Source organism: Lutibacter sp. A80, from assembly GCF_022429645.1.
Classification (GTDB): Bacteria; Bacteroidota; Bacteroidia; order Flavobacteriales; family Flavobacteriaceae; genus Lutibacter.
The window spans coordinates 1,588,438-1,609,047 of the sequence record NZ_CP092480.1 but is presented as its reverse complement, the minus strand read 5'-3'; the positions used below and the strand labels follow the sequence as shown (position 1 = coordinate 1,609,047).

15 protein-coding genes are annotated in these 20,610 nt (G+C 29.6%); 4 read left to right on the top strand and 11 right to left on the bottom strand.

Features of this window, described 5'->3' with window-relative positions; genetic code table 11:
* Nucleotides 1-1,113 (top strand): hypothetical protein, encoded by a 1,113-nt coding sequence (locus tag MHL31_RS07020; protein ID WP_240228408.1) that lies wholly within the window; start codon nt 1-3, stop codon nt 1,111-1,113.
* 2 nt (nt 1,114-1,115) lie between these two features.
* Here the strand turns inward: MHL31_RS07020 and MHL31_RS07015 are convergent, their stop codons facing one another.
* Entirely contained in the window at nt 1,116-2,360 is a 1,245-nt protein-coding gene (locus MHL31_RS07015; protein WP_240228407.1) for a polysaccharide biosynthesis C-terminal domain-containing protein, read from the bottom strand.
* The gene (locus MHL31_RS07010; protein ID WP_240228405.1) at nt 2,354-3,487 is read right to left on the bottom strand and encodes a glycosyltransferase family 4 protein; all 1,134 of its coding nucleotides are present in this window, start codon (nt 3,485-3,487) and stop codon (nt 2,354-2,356) included. Before MHL31_RS07010 ends, MHL31_RS07015 begins: the two co-directional genes overlap by 7 nt.
* Nucleotides 3,488-3,558: 71 nt before the next feature.
* On the opposite strand from MHL31_RS07010, the gene MHL31_RS07005 reads away from it, so the two are divergent.
* On the top strand, nt 3,559-4,239 hold the full coding sequence (locus MHL31_RS07005; protein ID WP_240228403.1) for a YjjG family noncanonical pyrimidine nucleotidase: 681 nt from the start codon (nt 3,559-3,561) through the stop codon (nt 4,237-4,239).
* A gap of 9 nt (nt 4,240-4,248) precedes the next feature.
* Nucleotides 4,249-5,133, top strand: a complete 885-nt coding sequence (locus tag MHL31_RS07000; protein WP_240228401.1) for a hypothetical protein — start codon at nt 4,249-4,251, stop codon at nt 5,131-5,133.
* Between the two features lie 148 nt (nt 5,134-5,281).
* Here the strand turns inward: MHL31_RS07000 and MHL31_RS06995 are convergent, their stop codons facing one another.
* A complete protein-coding gene (locus MHL31_RS06995) occupies nt 5,282-6,556 on the bottom strand; it encodes a replication-associated recombination protein A (protein ID WP_240228399.1) in 1,275 nt (424 codons plus the stop codon).
* 241 nt (nt 6,557-6,797) lie between these two features.
* Here MHL31_RS06995 and MHL31_RS06990 point away from each other — a divergent pair, with 241 nt between their 5' ends.
* Nucleotides 6,798-7,511, top strand: coding sequence for a rhomboid family intramembrane serine protease (locus tag MHL31_RS06990; RefSeq protein ID WP_240228397.1), 714 nt, complete (start codon nt 6,798-6,800; stop codon nt 7,509-7,511).
* A 35-nt stretch (nt 7,512-7,546) separates the two neighbouring features.
* On the opposite strand, the gene rlmB is transcribed toward MHL31_RS06990, so the two are convergent.
* The 8 genes from rlmB to MHL31_RS06950 all read right to left on the bottom strand — a co-directional run bounded on the left by rlmB (nt 7,547) and on the right by MHL31_RS06950 (nt 20,442).
* Entirely contained in the window at nt 7,547-8,287 is a 741-nt protein-coding gene (rlmB, locus tag MHL31_RS06985; RefSeq protein ID WP_240228395.1) for a 23S rRNA (guanosine(2251)-2'-O)-methyltransferase RlmB, read from the bottom strand.
* Between the two features lie 77 nt (nt 8,288-8,364).
* Entirely contained in the window at nt 8,365-9,789 is a 1,425-nt protein-coding gene (locus tag MHL31_RS06980; protein WP_240228394.1) for a RagB/SusD family nutrient uptake outer membrane protein, read from the bottom strand.
* A gap of 14 nt (nt 9,790-9,803) precedes the next feature.
* Nucleotides 9,804-12,917 (bottom strand): TonB-dependent receptor, encoded by a 3,114-nt coding sequence (locus MHL31_RS06975; RefSeq protein WP_240228392.1) that lies wholly within the window; start codon nt 12,915-12,917, stop codon nt 9,804-9,806.
* Between the two features lie 382 nt (nt 12,918-13,299).
* The gene (locus MHL31_RS06970) at nt 13,300-13,977 is read right to left on the bottom strand and encodes a hypothetical protein (protein ID WP_240228390.1); all 678 of its coding nucleotides are present in this window, start codon (nt 13,975-13,977) and stop codon (nt 13,300-13,302) included.
* Between the two features lie 168 nt (nt 13,978-14,145).
* Complete coding sequence (locus MHL31_RS06965; protein WP_240228388.1) at nt 14,146-14,994, bottom strand: hypothetical protein; 849 nt, start codon at nt 14,992-14,994, stop codon at nt 14,146-14,148.
* Between the two features lie 23 nt (nt 14,995-15,017).
* Nucleotides 15,018-15,863 carry a hypothetical protein gene (locus MHL31_RS06960; protein WP_240228387.1) on the bottom strand — a complete coding sequence of 282 codons (846 nt, stop codon included), beginning with the start codon at nt 15,861-15,863 and terminating at the stop codon, nt 15,018-15,020.
* A gap of 21 nt (nt 15,864-15,884) precedes the next feature.
* Nucleotides 15,885-17,336: a SusD/RagB family nutrient-binding outer membrane lipoprotein gene (locus MHL31_RS06955; protein WP_240228385.1), complete on the bottom strand. Its 1,452-nt coding sequence runs from the start codon at nt 17,334-17,336 to the stop codon at nt 15,885-15,887.
* Nucleotides 17,337-17,349: 13 nt separating this feature from the next.
* Complete coding sequence (locus MHL31_RS06950; RefSeq protein WP_240228384.1) at nt 17,350-20,442, bottom strand: SusC/RagA family TonB-linked outer membrane protein; 3,093 nt, start codon at nt 20,440-20,442, stop codon at nt 17,350-17,352.
* Nucleotides 20,443-20,610 lie beyond the last annotated feature (168 nt).

Here is a 20,610-nt window from a genome sequence, read left to right as displayed (position 1 = left end):
ATGGTAACTATTAAGAAAATTACATTAGAGAATTTGGAAGCTTATTTATTATCTAATGAGTTTGCCAACTTCAAAAATAAGCCAATTTCAGAGCTTAGAGCAATTTCTTATATACATAACCCAAATTCAAGAAATAACGATGTTGTTCTATATTTAGGGTTTATTAAAAACGAATTAGTTGGTTATAAAAGTGTATTTGCAGATACTTTTAAATCAGCTGCTAAAACGATTAGATTCGGATGGTTAAGCGGGACTTGGACGCATCAAAATTATAGAAGAAATGGTATTTCATCTCTTTTGTTTAATGAAGTTTTTAAAGATTGGGAAGGGAAATTAATGTATACTAATTATGCGAATGAATCAAAAGCTGTATACGATAAAACAGAGAAGTTTCAATTATTAAACTCTATTAATGGTTATAGACATTATATGCGGTTTAGTTTTAAAGAATTATTACCACCAAAATCCATTATTTTTAAAAAGAGTAAATTATTACTCGGCGTTTTAGATACAATTTTAAATTCTGGATTTGATGTTCGTTTTAATTTTTTAAAAATTAAAAACAAAGATTTATATAAATTTAATAAAATTGAAAAATGGACGGGAAAAGAGCAAAATTTTTTAAAATCTTTTAAAGAAAATGAGTTGTTTTGTAGAGGTGTTAAAGAATTTGAATGGATACATAAGTATCCATGGATAAAAACGGACATTGGAACAAAAGATAAATCGGAAAATTATTATTTTTCATCTTTTGCTAACAAGTTTAAATCTGAATGGTACGTAATATATAATTCAAATAGCGGAGAAATTACAGGAGTTGTATTAATTAATATTAGAGACCAACAGTTAAAAATACCCTATATATATATCACTCCTAATTTAAAAGATTATTTAATAAATGTAATATTAAAATTATGCTTAACACATAAAATAAATCATTTAACCATATATAATGATTTGTTGAATACTACTTTTTTAAATGAAAAATATCTTAAATTAAAAAGTAAGAAATTTGTTCAAAATTATTTTATAACCAAAGAGTTGTTAAGAGAATTTCCCGAAATAAAAAAAAGTACAATACAATTTGGAGATGGAGATGTTGTATTTACATAGTTTCAACTTTTTGATTTATAATAGTATAAAAAGAATAGCATAGATAAAATGCCTGTAAACCACATTAATATTGCTGAAGTTATTGCTGCTCCTAATATTCCATACTTTGGAATAAGTATATAATTCAATAAAATGTTAATTAACAAAGCTATTGATGTAATTATAAAATTAGCACTTGCTTTTCCAATAGAGGATAATAAATTTCCAAAAATTCCACGTAAAATTAAAATACCAGTAACACCAAAAGTTAGTGTTAATAATGTTGATTCAAATTGAATATATTCTTTATTGAAAAATAACAGAATATAATGTGCAAATATGTAAATAAAACCAAAGCAGGTGAAACTAATAAGAATAAACAATTTTAAATAATTTAGAATGTATTTTCTTATATATTCTTTTTTATATATTTTTTCAGTAAAATTCACAAAATCTGTTGTTATTACTACTTGTGATAAAAACAAGAAACTAAAAGGAATTAATGAAATGTATTTGTAAGCTGTTACTAATTCTAAATTATTTAAAATACTTCCAATCAATAAAATATCAATAGCAAAAAGAAGTTGAGTTGTTACGTTTGAAAGACTAGCAAAAAAACCATATTTCCAGAATGAAAAATTAATAATTTTAAGATTCACCTTTTCATTCCATTTTATATTGATTTTACTTAGAAAATACAAACAAGTTATTATAGGGGTAATTATTAAAGAAATAGCATATCCAAATTCATTAAAATAGTAGCTTAAAAGAGTAACAAAAAATACCAATAGCAGATTATAAGTAACCTCGATAAATGAGAATAATTTATTGTTTTTATATAATCTAAATTGAATTTTTATTAATCCGAAAACAAAATGAGCTGTAATTGCAGTTGTTAAAAGAATAAGATAAAATCTTGTGTTTTCTAATTTGAAATCAATTAAAAAAGAACCTACAATTAAAAGTCCAATTAATATAATACTAACTAAAATTCCATATTTTAGTGTATAAATAAATAATTTGTTTTTTTCTTTATTAAGTTTTAATTGTGCTCCATATCTTAATAAACCTTGATTTAGCCCCATTCCTGCCATAGGAATGATAAATGAAATTATTTGAAAAGCATATATTACCGCCCCTAATTCTTTACTAGGTATTAATTGTAAGGCAATCCACGAAGCAAGAAAAGAAAGTAGTCTAGAAATTACTGTTGCAATAAAAACATAACTTCCAGATCTATTTAAAAAATTTGAGATAAAACTTAACAACTTGAGCTCTTTAACGTTTTATAATATAAATTAGAATATGATTTACAGATTTTATTAATTCCAAAATTTTCATCAGCATATTTATGCATTTCATTTTTATTTGAAATTAATTTTTTTTGATAAATATTTAGAATTGCTTTTTCTAAAGCAATTTCATCTTTAGGTTGTATTAAATATCCAAACTCTTTTGGGAAAAATTCGGATATACCTCCAACATTTGTCGATACAACAGGAACTCCACAGGAGAATGATTCAATTATTACACAAGGTAGGTTTTCATAATTGCTAAATAATATAGAAACATTAGATTCTTTTAAAATTTCAGCAACTTTTTTATGAGGTATTTGTTCTTTAATATAAATATTTTTAATATCTAAATTTTTAATTTGATTTTTATAATTGTTAGAATTATTACCAATTAAATTAAATTTCATATTAGGAATGTAATTTTCAAGTTTTTTAATTGTATTTAAAATACCAGTTATATTTTTAATTTTATCATCCATGCCTGAAATATGAGTAATAATAAATTGCTTTGTTTTCTTTTTAGAAGTATTAAAAATTGTGGTATCTACAACATTTGGAATATTATAATAATTGCCTTTTAAACCAAATTTAATCATTGAATTTGTTAGGTTTTGTGAGACAGGGCATACATACTTAGCATACCTAATTATTATTTTGGTAGTTAATTTTTGTAGAATTCCAATTGACTTGTTTAAGGGTGATTGATATCCGCTCCAATGCTCAGAAATAATATAAGGTTTGTTTTTAAACCATTTTAAATACAATGCTATAATTCCTTTAGGAAAAGTAATATTAAGATGTGTTAAGTCAAAATCTTCAATTGAGTTGATTTCTTTTAAATAAGTATATAAAAAAGAAAAGAATTTTGAAATTCTATTAGAAGCTTTAGGAAGGTAAATAACTTTAGTTAACACATTATTTATAAGGTTAGTAGTTTGTTCTTTACTTTTTATATTTTCATCTGTAACTACGTAAATTAGTGTAACTTTATGTTTTGTTGCCACTGCTTCTGCATGTCTTTGAATAAAATCACCATTTTGCGGCGATATTCTAGAAGGATACCATCCACTTAAAAATAGAATATGTAGTTTTTTATTCAATAACATAATTTTAACAAATATAATGGTTAAAATAGTTTTTAAGGTCTGTATTATATTCATATTTTTATCAAATGAAAATAAACCACATATTTTTTGACTTAGATCACACGCTTTGGGATTTTGAAACAAATTCTGATATAACATTTAATACAATTTTTGAAAAACATAATGTTAAAGTAGATTTAGAAAAATTTCTAAATTATTACAGAGGCATTAATCAAAAATATTGGAAATTGTATAGAAATGAGCAGGTTACTAAAGAAGAGTTAAGAGTTGGTAGATTAAAAGATACTTTTCAAATAATAAAGTTTAAAGCTACTAGTAACTTAATAGACAATTTGGCCGAAGATTATATAGAGTATTTACCAGATAATAATCAGCTTTTTGAAGGTACTCACGAACTTTTAGAGTATTTAAAACCTAACTATCAAATGCATATTATTACAAATGGTTTTAATGAAGTACAATCTAAAAAATTAAAAAATTCTGGATTAGATAAGTATTTTAATCAAGTAATAACATCCGAAAATGCTGGTGTAAAAAAACCGAACCCACAAATTTTTAATTTTGCTTTAAGTAAGGCAAATGCAACATCTGGTGAATCTATGATGATTGGCGATAATTGGGAAGCAGATATTATGGGTGCCAAAAATGTAGGCTTAGATGTTATATTTTGTAATTTTAATAAAGAACCTGTTTCAGAAAATATTAAATCTGTAAATTTGTTAAGCGAAATAAAAAAATATCTTTAAAAATATATTATGAATAAATCTAGTTTAGTAGCTTTCTTATTAATTTTAAGTAGCACGTTTGCTTTTGCTCAAAAAAGTATTAATGATTATAAGTATATAATTATTCCAAAACAGTACGAATTTCAAAAAAGTGAAGATAGTTATCAAATTAATTCTTTAACTAAATTTTTATTTGAAAGAGCTGGTTTTACTGCATATTTTTCAACAGATAAATTTCCTGAAGAATTAGCTAATAACGGATGTATGGCTTTAAAGGGGATAATTAATAACGAATCGGGAATGTTTAGTACAAAATTAAATATAGATTTAGTAGATTGTTATAACAATACCATTTTTTCAACACAGCAAGTTAAGTCTAAAATAAAAGATTATAAAAAAGCATACCAAGTTACAATTAGAGAAGCTTTTGAAGATATTGAAGCGTTAAATTATAGCTATTCAGGTAGTACTTCTGTTAAAGAAACTAATACAAGTGAAGCTATTGCTGTAGATGAAGTTGAAAAAGTTGAAGTTAAAGAAAACTTGGAAAAAGTAACTAAACCAAAAATTGTTGAAGAAGTAAAAGCTGAAAAAACAGTAATAGTTAATAAAGAAATTAATGCAAAATCTAATTTAGAAGTAGAAACACAAAATAGTGTAACCGCTAAATCAATTGAAGGAACTTATTTATTTGATACTTGGGGAGAAACGCGTATTGCTAAAAACAACAATGAATTTACTGTTATTGGAGGCGATGAAAATGTTGAGTTTGCAACAATTTATAAAACGTCAAAATCAAATATTTATATTATAAAATGGCGTGCATTTAAACAGCCACAATTGGTTGAAGTAACTACTAATGGAAATTTAAATGTAGATACGGCTAAAGGTAAAAAAGTGTATAAACGTATTTAGTTTAAAAGGGCAAAGGTTCAAAGTTACATAAAGTTAGAAACGGTTAAGTTTAAGGTTCTAATCTGTGTGGGTGTAAAATTGAAAATATTTAGATGTTATATCTAGGTTAATTGTATTTAGATTGTTGCCTAACAACTAAAACCATTAACTAATATCCATATTTATCCTTCCATCGAGTTTTTAAAAATGCGCGGAGGTTATTTTCTCTTGGATTATTTCCGGGTTCAAATAATGTTGTGTTTTTTAGCTCGTCAGGTAAAAATTCTTGTTCAGCAAAATTATTTTCATAATTATGCGAATATTTGTACGCTTTACCATAATCTAATTCTTTCATTAACTTGGTAGGAGCGTTTCTTAAATGTAATGGTACAGATAAGTCGCCTGTTTCTTTAACTAAAGCCTGAGCCTTTCCTATGGCCTCATAACTGGCATTGCTTTTAGGTGAACTAGCTAGGTAAACTGCACACTGACTTAATATAATTCGTGATTCTGGAAATCCAATAGTATTTACAGCCTGAAATGTGTTATTTGCCATAATTAATGCAGTAGGGTTGGCGTTTCCAATATCTTCACTTGCTAAAATTAGCAATCTTCTAGCAATAAATTTAGCATCTTCGCCACCTTCAATCATTCTAGCAAGCCAATAAACAGCACCATTTGGATCACTTCCTCTAATAGATTTAATAAAGGCTGAAATAATATCGTAGTGTTGTTCCCCAGTTTTATCGTATAATACCGTGTTTTTCTGAATTTTTGAAAGCACCATATCATTCGTAATTTCAATAGGTTCGTCTTCAGAATTTGCTACTAGCTCAAAAATATTTAGTAGTTTTCTGGCATCACCACCAGAAACTCTCAATAAAGCTTCTGTTTCCTTTATTTTTATATCTTTTTCTGAAATAAATTTATCAGTTTGTAAAGCACGTTCTAATAATTCTTCTAAATCTTTTTTACTAAAAGAATTTAAAATATAAACTTGACAACGCGAAAGTAGTGCGGGAATTACCTCAAAACTAGGGTTTTCAGTAGTTGCACCAATTAAAGTAACCCAACCTTTTTCTACAGCACCTAATAAAGAATCTTGTTGAGATTTACTAAACCTATGGATTTCATCAATAAATAAAATTGGATTTTTGTCTGTAAATAATCCGCCGCTTTGTTTTGTTTTGGTAATTACATCTCTTACATCTTTTACTCCAGAACTTATGGCGCTTAATGTATAAAAAGGCCTTTTAGATTCTTTTGCAATAATATTTGCCAAGGTAGTTTTTCCAATACCTGGAGGTCCCCATAAAATTAATGAAGGTATAATACCTCTTTTAATATGTTGCGTTAAAGCACCGTTTTTACCAACCAAATGTTGCTGACTAATATAGTCATCTAAAGTTTTTGGGCGTATGCGTTCAGCTAATGGTTCATTCATTTTGTAAAAATACTAATTATGTTGCATTTTTTAATTAAGAATTTCGAATTTGAAACTAAGTTTGTTATTTATTGATATTCTAAAATAGATGCACTAAAATTAATAATTAAGATAACTAAATTTATAAAGATGAAGGTTAACAAAATTAATGCTTTAATTTAGCCATTACACTATTATCTATTAATTACTGACAATATTACAGATTAAATTATTATGGACTTATATTTGTTATTTATAAGTTATGGAGCAACAGAATTTTAAATATAAAAGGGGAGTAGTTGTATTTCCTGTTTCAATCATTTTTTTGTTGTGGTTTATCTATTTTATTGAAATAAAATTTGGATATAATTTTAACAAGTATGGTATTTATCCACAAACTTTAGGTGGGTTAAAAGGTATTTTGTTTTCACCTTTTATTCATAGTAGTACAAAACATTTATTTAATAATTCTATCCCTTTACTGGTTATGCTGGTTAGTTTATATTATTTCTATAGAAAAATTGCTAATAAGGTGCTTATTCTAGGTTTATTATTTACAGGGATTTTAACCTGGTCTTTTGCACGTCCTTCTTATCATATTGGTGCGAGTGGTGTTGTGTATTTATTAGTTAGTTTTATATTTTTTAGTGGAATTTTTAGAAAATATTATAGGTTAACAGCTTTGTCTTTAATTGTAGTTTTTTTATATGGAAGTATGGTTTGGTATATTTTTCCTACAGAAGAAAGAATATCTTGGGAAGGACATCTATCAGGTTTTTTAGTGGGACTTATTTTTTCTTACTTTTTTAGGAAGCAAGGTCCACAACCAGAAAAATTTCAATTTACGGAAAATAAAGATTTTGAAAATTTATTTGATGAACACGGTAATTATAATCCACCAGAAGAAGAACCTGTAACTGAGGAAAAATTAACGGTGAATTATGAATATAAAATTACAAAAGAGAACAATAAATAGTTGAAATTAAACAGTAAAATTTCTTAGTTATTAAACTATAATCTTTGTCGCGTAGCTTCATATAAAAATGCGCCACAAGCAACAGAAACATTTAATGATTGAATTTCTCCTAAAAGAGGTAATTTAGCTTTTTGATCTACTATTTTTAAAATAGAAGGGTTAATACCTCTATCTTCCGAGCCCATTATTATTGCAGTTGGTAATTTTAGATCAACAGCATAAATTAAATTATCTGTTTTTTCTGTAGCAGCAACAATTTGAATAGCTTCTGCTTGTAATTGAAAAACGGCATCTTTAATATGGTCAACTTTACAAATAGGCATTTTAAAAGCAGCACCAGCCGAAGTCTTTACAGTATCGGCACTAACAGGAGCGTTTCCTTGTTTTTGAATTATTATACCATTTACTCCAGTACATTCAGCAGTTCTAATTATGGCACCAAAATTTCGTACATCAGATATTTGATCTAATAATAAAAATAGAGGAGTAGAAGATTTTTCTAAAGTTGTAGTTATTAAAGTTTCCAGATCTACAAAATCTATTGGAGATATTTGAGCAGCAACACCTTGATGATTACTGTTTTTAGAAAATCTATTTAATTTTTCAATGGGTACATAGCTTGTAGCAATATTATGTTTTTTTATAAGCGTATTTAATTCTGAAGATAAGGCTCCGCTTAATCCTTTTTGAAGGTAAATTTTGCTTATTGTTTTTCCAGAATTAATTGCTTCTATAACAGCTCTAATACCAAATATTTTTGAAACTTCGTTTTCCATGTTGCAAATGTAGGCATATTTTTAATAAAAAAACCACCTCAATTGAGGTGGTTTTAAAATATATTTATTTAAAAATATTATCTGTCTGCATTTACGCTAGCGTCAATATTTTCATTTGCATCAATTTCTTCTTGAGGTATTTTTAAGAAGAATTTTTTGTCATCAGGTAATAAGTTTGCTGAAGATCCAACTCTATGGTTTCCAGTTCTTGTAATACCTCTTCTGTAACGTTTTGCATCAAACCATTCTACACCAATTTCAGCATATAGTTCTTTTCTTCTTTCAACTAGGATTTCTTCTAATAAATCTGATCCAGTATTTGAAGATTTAACTGCATTTGCATCTCTATTAGATTGAAGTGCCCATAATAAATTGTGAGCTCCAGTTTCATCTCCATTATAGTATTTAGCTTCAGCTTCAACTAAAATCATTTCAGCTGATCTAATAATAGGGTGATCTGCATCAAAGGTAAAAGCAAATTTAGTAGTTATATTGTGTTGGTAACTAGATTCTTCAACTCCATAACCATTTTCAAACATATTTCTAACATCTGTATTTGAGAATAAACTTACAAAATCATTGTTAAAGTACGTTCCTTGATAAGATAATACATAATGATCTGCATGTGAGTGTGGAGCTCCCCAATAGTAATTAGATTGGTCATCACTTTGAGGCATTCCCCAAATCCATTCTACATTACTGATATCATTAAACCCGTTTTGGTAAGATGAAGCATTTAAAACACTTGCAGGGTCACCACCATAAGCAGCTCTTGCAGCTGCTTCTGCACCACTCCAGTTACCTGTAGTTTGGTAAACTCTTGCTAGTATTCCGTTTGCAACAGCTTTATTAATATAAGATTTTCCTAATCTAGTATCTGGTAATTCTTCTATTGCTGTTGTTAAATCAGAAATTATTAAGTCATACATTTCTTGTAATGTACTCATTGGTTTTCCATCTAAAGACAACTCAGTGTAAATAGGAGGAGCTGGTAATGAAGAGTCGTAACTGTAAGTATGTTGAAACTCCATTGCCAATTGAAAGTAATAAAAAGCTCTTATTGCTTTACCTTGTCCAATTAATTCAGCTTTATCAATATCTGATAATTCACTAGCTTGAACTCCATTAATAAAAGAATTTGTTTGATTAATCATATCAAAACAAAAGTTCCAAGTAAATGTAGTTCTTCTGTATGTTGGTTCTCTATTAGCATTTTCGTAGTCATAAAGAAACCAAGTTGGTCCTTGAATTACATCATTTCCTTTTACGGTACGTGCATAATAAATAGAGTTTAAACCTGCAGAATCATTATCTGTGTATTGAGCTCTAAATAATCTAAGTATACCAGACATAAATGCTTCAGCCCCAGTTCTTGACCCAAAAATAACATCAGATGTTACAGCATCTGTTGGTGCAGGGTCGTTTAAGTAGTCTTTTCCACAACTAACAGCAGTTACTGCAATAAGACATACAATTGTTAATTTTATAAATATTTTTTTCATGATTTATTTTTTTTTTAAAATTCTAAATTTAAACCAAACGAAACAATTCTTTGATTGAAAGATCTGTTATCAGTTGTACCAGAAACACTTTGTTCAGGATCAATACCTTCGTGGCTTGCAAAAGTTAATAAATTATCTCCTTGGAAAAATACTCTTAACTTAGATAAACCAATAGTATTTATAACGTCGGTAGGTACGTTATAACCAAAGTTAAGTGCTTTTAATCTTAAATAATCATTTTTAAATAAGAATCTATCAGATGTAGAGTTATAGTCGTTTGAAGCAGCTTCTAATCTTGGAATATCAGTGATATCTCCAGGATTTTGCCAACGGTCAGCAACATCTGGAGAAGCTGAGCCTACAGATTCAAAACCAGACATTAAACCAGCATATGTGGAATCGTATACATAAGATCCCATACTAAAGTTAAATAATAGGTTTAAGTCAAAGTCTCCTACTCTTACATAGTTTGTTAGACCTCCAATTACATCTGGTAAAGACGATTTTCCAGTATAGTTTCTTGAAGCATCAGCATAAACTTCTGTAGTAACTTGTTCTCCAGTAGGATCTCCGTTAGCATCTAAAACATCTTGATACCACATAGCTTTACCGTTATCTGGATTTACACCTGCGTATTCTCTAATATAGAATTCATATAAAGATTTACCAACTTCCCAACGTTTTGTTCCATTAATAAATCCATCTTGAGTTAATTCACTAATTTCATTTTTATCAAAAGAGAAATTCAAATTAGTAGTCCATTCAACATTTTGTTTTTGAATATTACGAGAGCTAATTGAGAATTCCCATCCATAGTTTTTTACAGAACCAACATTGGTAGTAATACTAGAGTTTCCTGTTGAAGGAGATAAAGGTTTATCGTATATTAAATCTACAGATTTTTTAGAGTAATAATCTACACCTAAAGAAAATCTATCTTGTAAAAATCTAATGTCTGCTCCAAAGTTTGAAGATGCTGTTTTTTCCCATTTTAAAAATGGATCAGCTACACCACCTAATAATACACCAGTATTATCTAATTGATTCCAACCAGTGTCAAATAATTGTTTATAAGGGAAATAACCTATTCCTCTATTGTTACCTAATTCACCATATGAAGCTTTTAATTTTAAGAAACTAATAACATCACTATTAGCCAAAAATTCTTCATCAGATACTACCCAAGAACCACCAACAGAGAAGAAATTACCCCAACGTACTGACTCATCAAATCTTGAAGATCCATCTGTTCTAAATGTACCTTCTAAATAATATTTATCTTGGTAATTATAAGCAATTCTACCTAAAACACTTTCTAAGCGTTCTTCTGATAGGTAACCACTAACACTTTCAGGTGTTGTACTACCATTTAAAACTGTTACATTTGGTAAGTAACCTGTACCTTGAGCACCTAATGCATCAATTTTTAATTTATAAGATTCATGAATTGCATCAATAGAAAAATTGTGGTCATCAAAAGACTTAGTATAGTTTAATTGATTAATCCAGTTAATAGTAGATGTTATATCTCTATCTTGTGAAACTCTACCACCAACATTAGCAGCATACCCAAATTCATTATGTGCATATTCATAAGAATCGTATAAATACTTTTCGTATGATAAGTTTGTTTTAAAGTATAAATCATCTGTAATATCAACTTTAGCATAACCATTTGCTGTAAAGTTGTCACGTTTGTATTGTACTTTGTATTTATATAAGGCTCCAACAGCATTTTCACCACTTAAAGCAGGTCTAGATCCATTTGTAGCTTGTAATAAAGTATTACCGTAATCGTAAATTGTATTTCCAAAATTATCTAAAACTAAATCACCATTTGCATCTCTTCTATTTAAAGGGTAAATTGAAGGTACCGCAAAAATCCAAGCTGTAGCACTTTGATAAGCACTACCAGATTGTTCTGGGTAATTTTGAGTTGAAGTTGAATAAGAAGTATTAAATCCAACGTTTAACCAGTCGTTAACTTTTGTATCTAAATTTACTCTTGTAGAAATACGTTCAAATTCTGAAGTTTCAATAGAACCTTCTTGGTTTAAGTAGTTTGCACCAACATAGTAAGAAGTGCTTTCACTACCACCAGAAATAGATAATGCATGTTCTTGTCTTACAGCAGCATCATTAAATAAGTAATCTGCCCAATCAGTTTCCCATTTTTTTGTAGAAGAAACTAAGTTTCCATTTGTGTCAACTGGATTAGCAATTCCCCAAGGGTTGTAACCTCCAAATTCAGCAATTAAATTATTAGTTGCATAAGTAGCAGCATCTGCAGAAGTATTACCATCTACATATTGAGATGCATTTTTTAATGCTTCCCAAGTATAAGTAGCATACTCATCAGCACTTACTAAATCATGGTAGTCTACAGCTTGATCAGCAATACCTACAGAAGATTTTATGCTAATTTTTGTAGGAGAACTTAATTTTCCTTTTTTAGTAGTAATTAAAATAACTCCATTAGAACCTCTAGAACCATAAAGGGCAGTAGAAGACGCATCTTTTAATACGTTTAATGATTCAATTTGATCAGGACTAATTGTGTTTAAGTTACCATTAAAAGCGGCACCATCAACTACAATTAAAGGATCTTGTGAAGCATTAATAGATCCAATACCACGTATTCTAATAGTAGCATTGTCTCCAGGTTGTCCACCTGAACTAATAATGTTAACCCCAGGTACACTTCCTTGTAATGCAGAAGTTACTGAAGTAACTTGTTGTTTCTCTATTACATCTGAGTCAACAACTGTTACGGCACCAACTATAGATTTTTTAGTTTGTGAACCGTAAGCAACTACTACTACTTCTTCTAAAAGGTTAGAACCAGTCATAGTTACATTCATAGTACTTGATGAACCAACTGTTTTTTCTATAGTTGTCATTCCAACATAACTAAAAACAAGAACATCTCCTGCTGAAGCTTTTAAATTGAATTTACCATCAAAATCTGTTTGGGTACCATTGGCTGTACCTTTAATAATTACATTTACTCCAGGTAATGGACCTGTCTCGTCAGAAACAGTACCTGAAATTGTTTTTTCTTGTGCAAATGATATTTGTACAAGAAGCGCTAATAAAAGCGTTAAAATTCCATTAAACTTTGTTTTCATTGTATAATTGTTTAGATTAAATTTTAAAGGCCTCAAATATAATAAAATTTTTAGTTTAAGGCAGTTTTTTCTATAATATATGGGGTTTTATCAATATTTAGATGTAAAATTCTCAATAAGGTTGCTTTGAATTTTGTTAAAATACATTGATATATTTAGATTATTTCTAAATTGCAAGAGCTAACAGTTTTTGTAACTAACTGTTTTTAAATTATTTCTAAGTAAGTTTGTTGTTTTTTAATAAATACATGTTGATTGAATTATTTTTATAATTTATGTGTATAAAAATTAAAGAAATATTAAATTAACTTTATTATTAAGTCAAATAATACTTAATTTATCTCCAATTTTTCAATCATTTTGATGTTTTTAGCTAGATTTTTTAGTGATAAAGCTCAACTAACCACTCTCCTTTGGCTAAAATTTTAAAACGAAACTCAACATTATAGGATGTTGTTCCCATTTTACTTTGTGTTTCATAATTCATATCGCAATTAAAAGGATATGTATTTATATTTTCAAAAATAGCTCTACCTTGGCTAAAAACTAAATTACCGCTTGAGCCATTAATGTTATTTGTTGTTGCAACATACATGCCGTTATTTTTTACTCTAACTGTAACTTGATTTCCTTTATCGTTAAGCTTTCGTATCATATATCTTGAAACTCCAATTTTTTTAATTACATCGTATTCTTTCACTTTCTTTTTGCCAACAAATACATCTTTTTTCCAAATACCATCAGCAATAGAATCTTTACCATTAATGTTTATAGTAAATTTTCCTTCTCCGTTTCTTTCACCTTTTTTCCACTCTCCAGAGTAAGTACTTCCATTTGCGTAAGTTATAGTTCCTTTTCCATTAGGGAGTCCTTTTTTAAATTGTCCTTCATAAGTGTTTAAACCTTTTGCAATACCTGTACCATGTGCTAAGCCTTTAGAGCACTCACCTTTGTACTCGGTATTTATATCTTTTTTTAAAACTTTACAGTTTTCTTGTGCGTAAATTGGAAGTGCTATGAATATTAAAATAAATAAAGAAATGTTTTTAAGATTTTTCATAAGATGGTGATTTTGATTCTCAAATTTAATTATTTTAAAATTAAGAATATTAATATTTTAAATAAATTATTGTGATTGTTATGTTTAATTAAATTTTTTTACAGCAATTATGCTTATAAAAAAAAAGACTTTCCATTTGGAAAGTCTTTTCTTTTATTAATTTTTTTACTAAAGTTTAGTTACTACAAAGCTAGCACCATTATTTTCAACTTTAAGTATTTTATAAGCGTTTGGAAAACCCCAACTTTCAGGTCCTATAAAACTGGTATAAGGGTAATTTGTTCCGTCGAAAGTACCTGTTATAGTTTCTACGCTACCATCAGGATAACCTAAGGTAAAAGTATAGTCCCAATCAATTCCTGTTCCCCAATCTAAAATTGTTACATAGTATGTCCCTGATGGGTCATCTAACCAAATAGAAGTATCAATTTCAGGATTATCACCTGTAGCTCCACCAGTACCCCATAAAGTTTCTGGGTATACTGATGTATCGCTATACGTTAAAATGTCAAAATCATCTGCAGTGTCCCAAGCAAAATTAATAACTAATTTATTAGTCTCAATAAAGTCATTTATTTGTAATTCGATTGGTTCAATTACAGTGTCTGGATGTACTAAGTACTTTTCTGCAATTCCTGAAATTTCAATTTGAATTGATAGGCTTTCTTGACCTTCAATTTCATAATCTTCAAAAACTTCAATTGGCATATCTATAGATGTTGTATAAGGCTGTAAAGTAACAGACTCTAAACTATAGTCATGGTCATCTGCTGTACCTCCAACTATTGGGGTAAATGTAACAGATCGCTCAATTGGTTTGTCAAATGTAATTGTGTAGGTAACAGTTTCGCCTTCATTAACTACTCCAGTTGCATCGCTTGTAATTGTTACAGTTGGTTTGTCGTAAGGACTTGCAATGTCGCTAGGATCTTGTTCAGCTGTTTCAAATTCACAAGAAGTGAATGCAGATAAAACTAACAATAACCCCAATATATTATATATTGTATATTTTTTCATTTTATTTTATTTTAATTATTAAACTATTGTTTAACATAGGTTACGTAATATATCCTATCTGTAGTTTCAGGTGGTACAACTATAGTATATTCCATATATATATTACCTGTAATTGGATCTACTGATGATGCACCAGAGACACCTTGTACCCAGTTACTATATGTGTCAACTAAGTTTTGTCCAGGAATACTAATGGTACCACATACATCATAAAATGTAAACCCTGGAGTATATCCAAGGTCTGCTTGAGTCCAGTGTCCAACTTCAGAAGTACGGTATTCTCCTACTCCTGTTTTTGTAAAAGTAACAGTTCTAGTGCTTGAACTTTGGAAAGCACCTAATCTATAATATTCTTGTGTTTCAGTGTATGTTCCATCTAAATTAGAATCACATGCGTAATTTAAAGTAACAGTTACTGCTTTACCACTAGCTACAACTTTATTTTCACCATTTGTTGTAGTTGCCATTAAATTTAAAATAGGACTTGGACCATCTAAAGGTGCTTGAATTCCATCAGTTAACATCACTATTTGTGCATACCCTAAGTAATTATTTGCCTTTGTTAAGGTTGTTGTTGCGTTATCAATTCTATAGTGTACACCTTCTATTGCAGTTGAACCTTCAGCAGCGGCAAAAGTTACGGTTATATCACTTGTTAAGTCAAGAGTTGTTGGACCAGAAATTTTCATTTTTAAATCAATTAGGTACTCTTCGCCACTTGCTATTTTAGATACATTTTCACTTGTATTTGTAAAGCCAGCTACGTTATTACCTTCATCATTTAGTTCAAGGCCTGTTTCATCATCAAAGCAAGACGTTAAAAACGAAAAGCTTATCATAAAGATTAATATATATTTTATTTTTTTCATAATATTCTATGTTTTAAAAAATTAATTTGCCCAAAAAATCTTAGCAGTAAATGCATCTGGTTGAGAAGGTACATTTCCTCCATTTGAAGATAATTCACTTGCAGGATAATATAAACGAACAGGTCTGTCGCTTGTACTTGCTTGACTAGAAATTGGTAAATTAGAAGGGTACCCAGTTCTGTTATAGTCGAACCAAGATTGTTCTGCAGTAATACCGTTTGTTGCTAACCATTTTTGAGTTATAATAGCTTCTAATTTATTGCTAGAATTATCCCAGCTTACATTTGCAACTGGTTGTGCATAATATCCTGAAGCACCGCTAACACCTAAATAATCAAAAGAAGCTTCAATACCACTTTCGTATAAAGATTTTGCATCTCCTCCTTGGCTTAAAATAGCTTCTGCTTGGTTAAAGTAGCTTTCTGCTAATGTAAAAATACAAGCACCCATTGCTTCGCTTTTAAGTAGGCCAGGCCCAATATTAGAAACATTTTCTGGTATATAAGCATCTACTACTGGAGTATCGTAATCTAATAATCCTTGCACAACACCTAAATGTCCAGTTTCTGGTTTTTCGTAGATGTAGTCTATTCTAGGATCTCCAGTATTTTGTAAATACGTAATTATAAAGTCTGTGGCACAAGTTGCTTTGCTAGTTAAAGTTACTGTTTCTGATTCGTCTGCACCGTATAAATTCCAGAAAGGATTTTGTTTACCTGCATCTAAAGAATATCCAGGGTTTACTAAAACATCACTTGTAATAAACCCTTCACTTTGTGCAAGTGCTTCTGAAATAGCTGTAGCATTTGATTCACGTACTGCAATTCTTAGTTTTATAGTATTTGCAAAACGTATCCAATCAGACATTTCTCCACCAAATATAATATCGTCAGTTCCAGGAGTTACAGCACTTCCGGAGTTGTTGATAAGTTCTATGGCTGCAGTTAATTGTGTTAACAAATCACTGTAAACAAATGCTGCATCATCGTAAATAGGTGTTGCATTGTCTTTTCTCAATAAAGCCTCTGTATAAGGAATATCGCCATAAAAATCAACTAGTAATTGAAAATGATACGCTTTCATTATCATAGCTATTGCTTTATAATTGTCGTATTGTTCATCTAGTTGTGTAAGTATTTGATATTGTTTTAATGATTGTGTATATGAATTAGAAAAGATACCAGTGTAAAAAGATGAAGTTACATTGTATTTAAATTCATCTGGGTACCAGGAAAAACCATCTGCTTGGCTCCAGTTATACATCATCATATTTCCTATTGTATTTACTCTTCTTGCTCCATCATCAGTACCTTGAATAAGGTTTGCTGTGTATTTTTGAGCAACAGGAAGTATAAGTTCAGGGGTTACTACTGTTGGGTTGTTTGGATCAACATTTACATCCAAAAAATCCTCACACGAAGTTAATAGTAATATCACTATTAACAATTTTGTATATTTTATATATTTTTTCATTTTAGTGTCTTTTTTAGAATTCCACGTTTACATTAAATCCAAAAGATTTTGTAGGAGGTGATTGGAAATAACCACCAATACCAATTGCATTACTATTTGTATTATTAAATTCTGGATCAGAGAATCTGTTTTCTTCAGGTAATTTGGTGAAAATATTTCTTCCAATTAACCCAAAAGTAACTCTAGTTAATTTTATTTTTTCTAAAATAGCATCAGGTAGTGAGTATGATAAAGCAATTTCTCTTAGTTTTAATGCTGTTGCATCTTTAACATAGTTAGATTTTACATCATTATAAACATCTGTCCAGTAGCTTTGGCGTCCACCGGATACTTGTATGTTTGTGTTTTCTGTGTATACTCCAGGACTAGTTTCTATTACCGAATTAGGAATAACAAAATCTTCTCTATTAGAAGAAACACTAGCAATAGATCTACCTGTAAATTCCATTGCATCAGATCCTTGTTCATAGTAAACATGACCAGTTCTGTAATCTATGGTACCACTAAGTGTAAATCCTTTATAGTTAATTACAGAATTTAAACCTAATATGTAGTCAGGTGTAGTTTTACCTAAGCTTTGAAGTTCAGTTTCAACTAAAGGATGACCACTTGTTGCATCTACAATAACTCTACCGTCAGGGTCATATTGATATACATTCGCTTTTATTTGAGGGAACGCTTCACCTACAACAGCATATATTCCATATTGTCCAGTAGTAGATACGGCAACTTCATCTAAACCTGGTTTAATGCTGTTTACTACAGTTTCAGAACTACTATAGTTTACGCTTAAATCCCAGCTAAAATCTTTAGATCTTATTGCGGTACCGCTTAAAGAAAGTTCAATACCGTTTCCTTCTAATTCTCCAATATTTGTTAAAAAACTACTAGATGCAGAAGCTACAGAAGGAGTAGTAAAGGTTATTAAATCTGAAGTAATAGTATTAAAGTAAGAAACATCTAAAGATACTCTACTGTTGAAAAAACCTAAATTTAAACCAATTTCGTTTGTGTTAATTCTTTCTTTTGCAATATTAGCATCAATAGAAGTACTAGTTAGTTCAAAACCATTAATACTACCATAAGGGAATCCAGCAGATTGGAAATAAGATTCATTAATTCTATATGGGTCTAAATCTGAAAATACAGTTGAATTACTGTATGTAATTTTACCATAATTTAAAATATCATTATTTTGAAGTGCTTCAATAGCGTCTGTAAACACAAAAGATACACCTACAGAAGGGTAGAAGTAGCTGTTGCTATCAGATGCAAGAGTTGAAGTCCAATCATTTCTACCTGCTAAATTTAAGAATAAGTAGTTGTTGTATCCAAAAGTTAAGTCGGCAAAGAAACCGTAATTTCTTTTTTCGTATCCGTCAGCAGAAGTTACAGGAGTTCCTGTTCCGTTTGAGATATCATAAAAACCAGGAATACTTAAATTGTTAGCTTGAATTGCACTGGTTCTGTATTTAGATTGGTATACGTTACCACCAACTATGGATTTTAATGTAAAGTTGTCTCCAAATTCGAAATTACCACTAAATAAGAAATCTCCATTATATATAGAACTTTGAAATTCGCTATCGGTAACAAAAGAAGAAACTGCACCAGCAGCTGGTTGTAGGTCTGCATCATAAGTTTGTGCTGCTCTCCAGTTTTTACCACTTCCCCAAGCATTATTTGCAGCAATTCTTGCAGTGAAGTTTAACCACTCCTTAATGTCCCAAGAGATATTGAAATTACCAACAAAACGATTTGTTTCATCTGTGTCTCTGTTTGTTCCAATAGCCCAATATGGATTTTGGTAATATGCGTTAAAGTAATTATCAGCATAACCATATGATAAAGGGTTTTCCCAATCTTTATAAGATGTTAAAGGAATGTTTGTTGCAGTATTTAAAATAAACCAATAAAGTGGTCTGTCTTGATCTCCAATAGTACTACCAACAACATCTGTTTCATCAGTAAAGAAACTTGTACTTGCAGTTAAAGTAACATCTCCTATTTTCTTACTTGCATTTACTCTAAATGTGTTTCGTTTATAAGTATCGTCTGGTACAATACCGTCAGATCTTTGATCACCAAAAGATACATAAAAAGAACTGTTGTCACCACTACCACTTAAGTAAATGGTATTGTTATAAGTGTCTCCAGTTTCAAAAAAATCTAACATATTATTTTTTACAGGAGCATAAGGAACCATTTGTGTAGCTAATCCATAATCTGCAGGGAATGTTGGTCCAATTTGGCGTAAAGTACCGTCAAATCGAGGTCCCCAGTTTGTGTTTTCAACATTGTCATAGGCGCCTTCCCATCCAGTTCCATATTCAGATTGAAATTCTGGCATATAGGCAACTGTTTCAGCTGTATAAGATGTGTTAATTCCTATTTTTAGTTTGTCTCCATAACTACCTTTTTTTGTAGTTACAATTAAGGCTCCGTTACCAGCATTTGAACCGTAAAGTGCAGCAGCAGTAGCACCTTTAAGTACACTAATGTTTTCAATATCAAGAGGGTTTAAATCGTCAAATGCACCTTGTGTAGATACAGAACCGTCAATAACAATTAAAGCACTGTTGTTTCCACTAATAGAACGTAGTCCACGTAAAATAATTTGTGAACTTGGATTTACACCATTATCTTGAACATTGATTTGTAATCCGGCTACTTTACCAGCTAGTGCTGAGGCAGCTCTAGTAGGGGTAACTGCTGTCAGTGTTTCGTCCGAGACTTTTTGAGTTTGGTAAGTTACCTCTCTTTTTTCTCTTTGAATACCAAGAGCTGTTACAACAACTTCCTCAAGTGCTTGAGCAGATTCGGTCATTATAACATTAATTTGATTTGATGAGCCTACTAATTTTTCAGCAGTATTCATACCAATGTAGCTAAACTTAAGGAAATCTCCTTCTTTCGCATTGATTGAATAATTTCCATCAAAATCTGTTTGAGTACCTGTGTTGGTACCTTTAACTACAACTGTTACTCCTGGTAGTGGTCCGCTTGCATCAGACACATTTCCAGTAACAGTTTTTTTTTGCGCAAATGAAAATTGCACTGTTAGCACTAATAATAGTACTAACAAACCATTAAACTTTGTTTTCATTATATAATTATTTGAATTAATTAGCTCAAAAATCTTAATAATTTGTTAATAAACCTAATTTTCTCTTGTTAAATTCTTAAAACATGTTAAAATAGCTTAAACATATGTTAATATTGAATATTATTCTTTGAAATAATATTAATGAAATTATGTTTTGAGTGAATAATT

Coding starts and splice junctions, on each gene's coding strand:
- MHL31_RS06990 (WP_240228397.1), top strand. CDS start 6,798: ATGGAGCAACAGAATTTTAAATATAAAAGGGGAGTAGTTGTATTTCCT.
- rlmB (WP_240228395.1), bottom strand. CDS start 8,287: ATGGAAAACGAAGTTTCAAAAATATTTGGTATTAGAGCTGTTATAGAA.
- MHL31_RS06965 (WP_240228388.1), bottom strand. CDS start 14,994: ATGAAAAAATATACAATATATAATATATTGGGGTTATTGTTAGTTTTA.
- MHL31_RS06980 (WP_240228394.1), bottom strand. CDS start 9,789: ATGAAAAAAATATTTATAAAATTAACAATTGTATGTCTTATTGCAGTA.
- MHL31_RS06975 (WP_240228392.1), bottom strand. CDS start 12,917: ATGAAAACAAAGTTTAATGGAATTTTAACGCTTTTATTAGCGCTTCTT.
- MHL31_RS06970 (WP_240228390.1), bottom strand. CDS start 13,977: ATGAAAAATCTTAAAAACATTTCTTTATTTATTTTAATATTCATAGCA.
- MHL31_RS07005 (WP_240228403.1), top strand. CDS start 3,559: ATGAAAATAAACCACATATTTTTTGACTTAGATCACACGCTTTGGGAT.
- MHL31_RS06955 (WP_240228385.1), bottom strand. CDS start 17,336: ATGAAAAAATATATAAAATATACAAAATTGTTAATAGTGATATTACTA.
- MHL31_RS06950 (WP_240228384.1), bottom strand. CDS start 20,442: ATGAAAACAAAGTTTAATGGTTTGTTAGTACTATTATTAGTGCTAACA.
- MHL31_RS07000 (WP_240228401.1), top strand. CDS start 4,249: ATGAATAAATCTAGTTTAGTAGCTTTCTTATTAATTTTAAGTAGCACG.
- MHL31_RS07020 (WP_240228408.1), top strand. CDS start 1: ATGGTAACTATTAAGAAAATTACATTAGAGAATTTGGAAGCTTATTTA.
- MHL31_RS06960 (WP_240228387.1), bottom strand. CDS start 15,863: ATGAAAAAAATAAAATATATATTAATCTTTATGATAAGCTTTTCGTTT.
- MHL31_RS06995 (WP_240228399.1), bottom strand. CDS start 6,556: ATGAATGAACCATTAGCTGAACGCATACGCCCAAAAACTTTAGATGAC.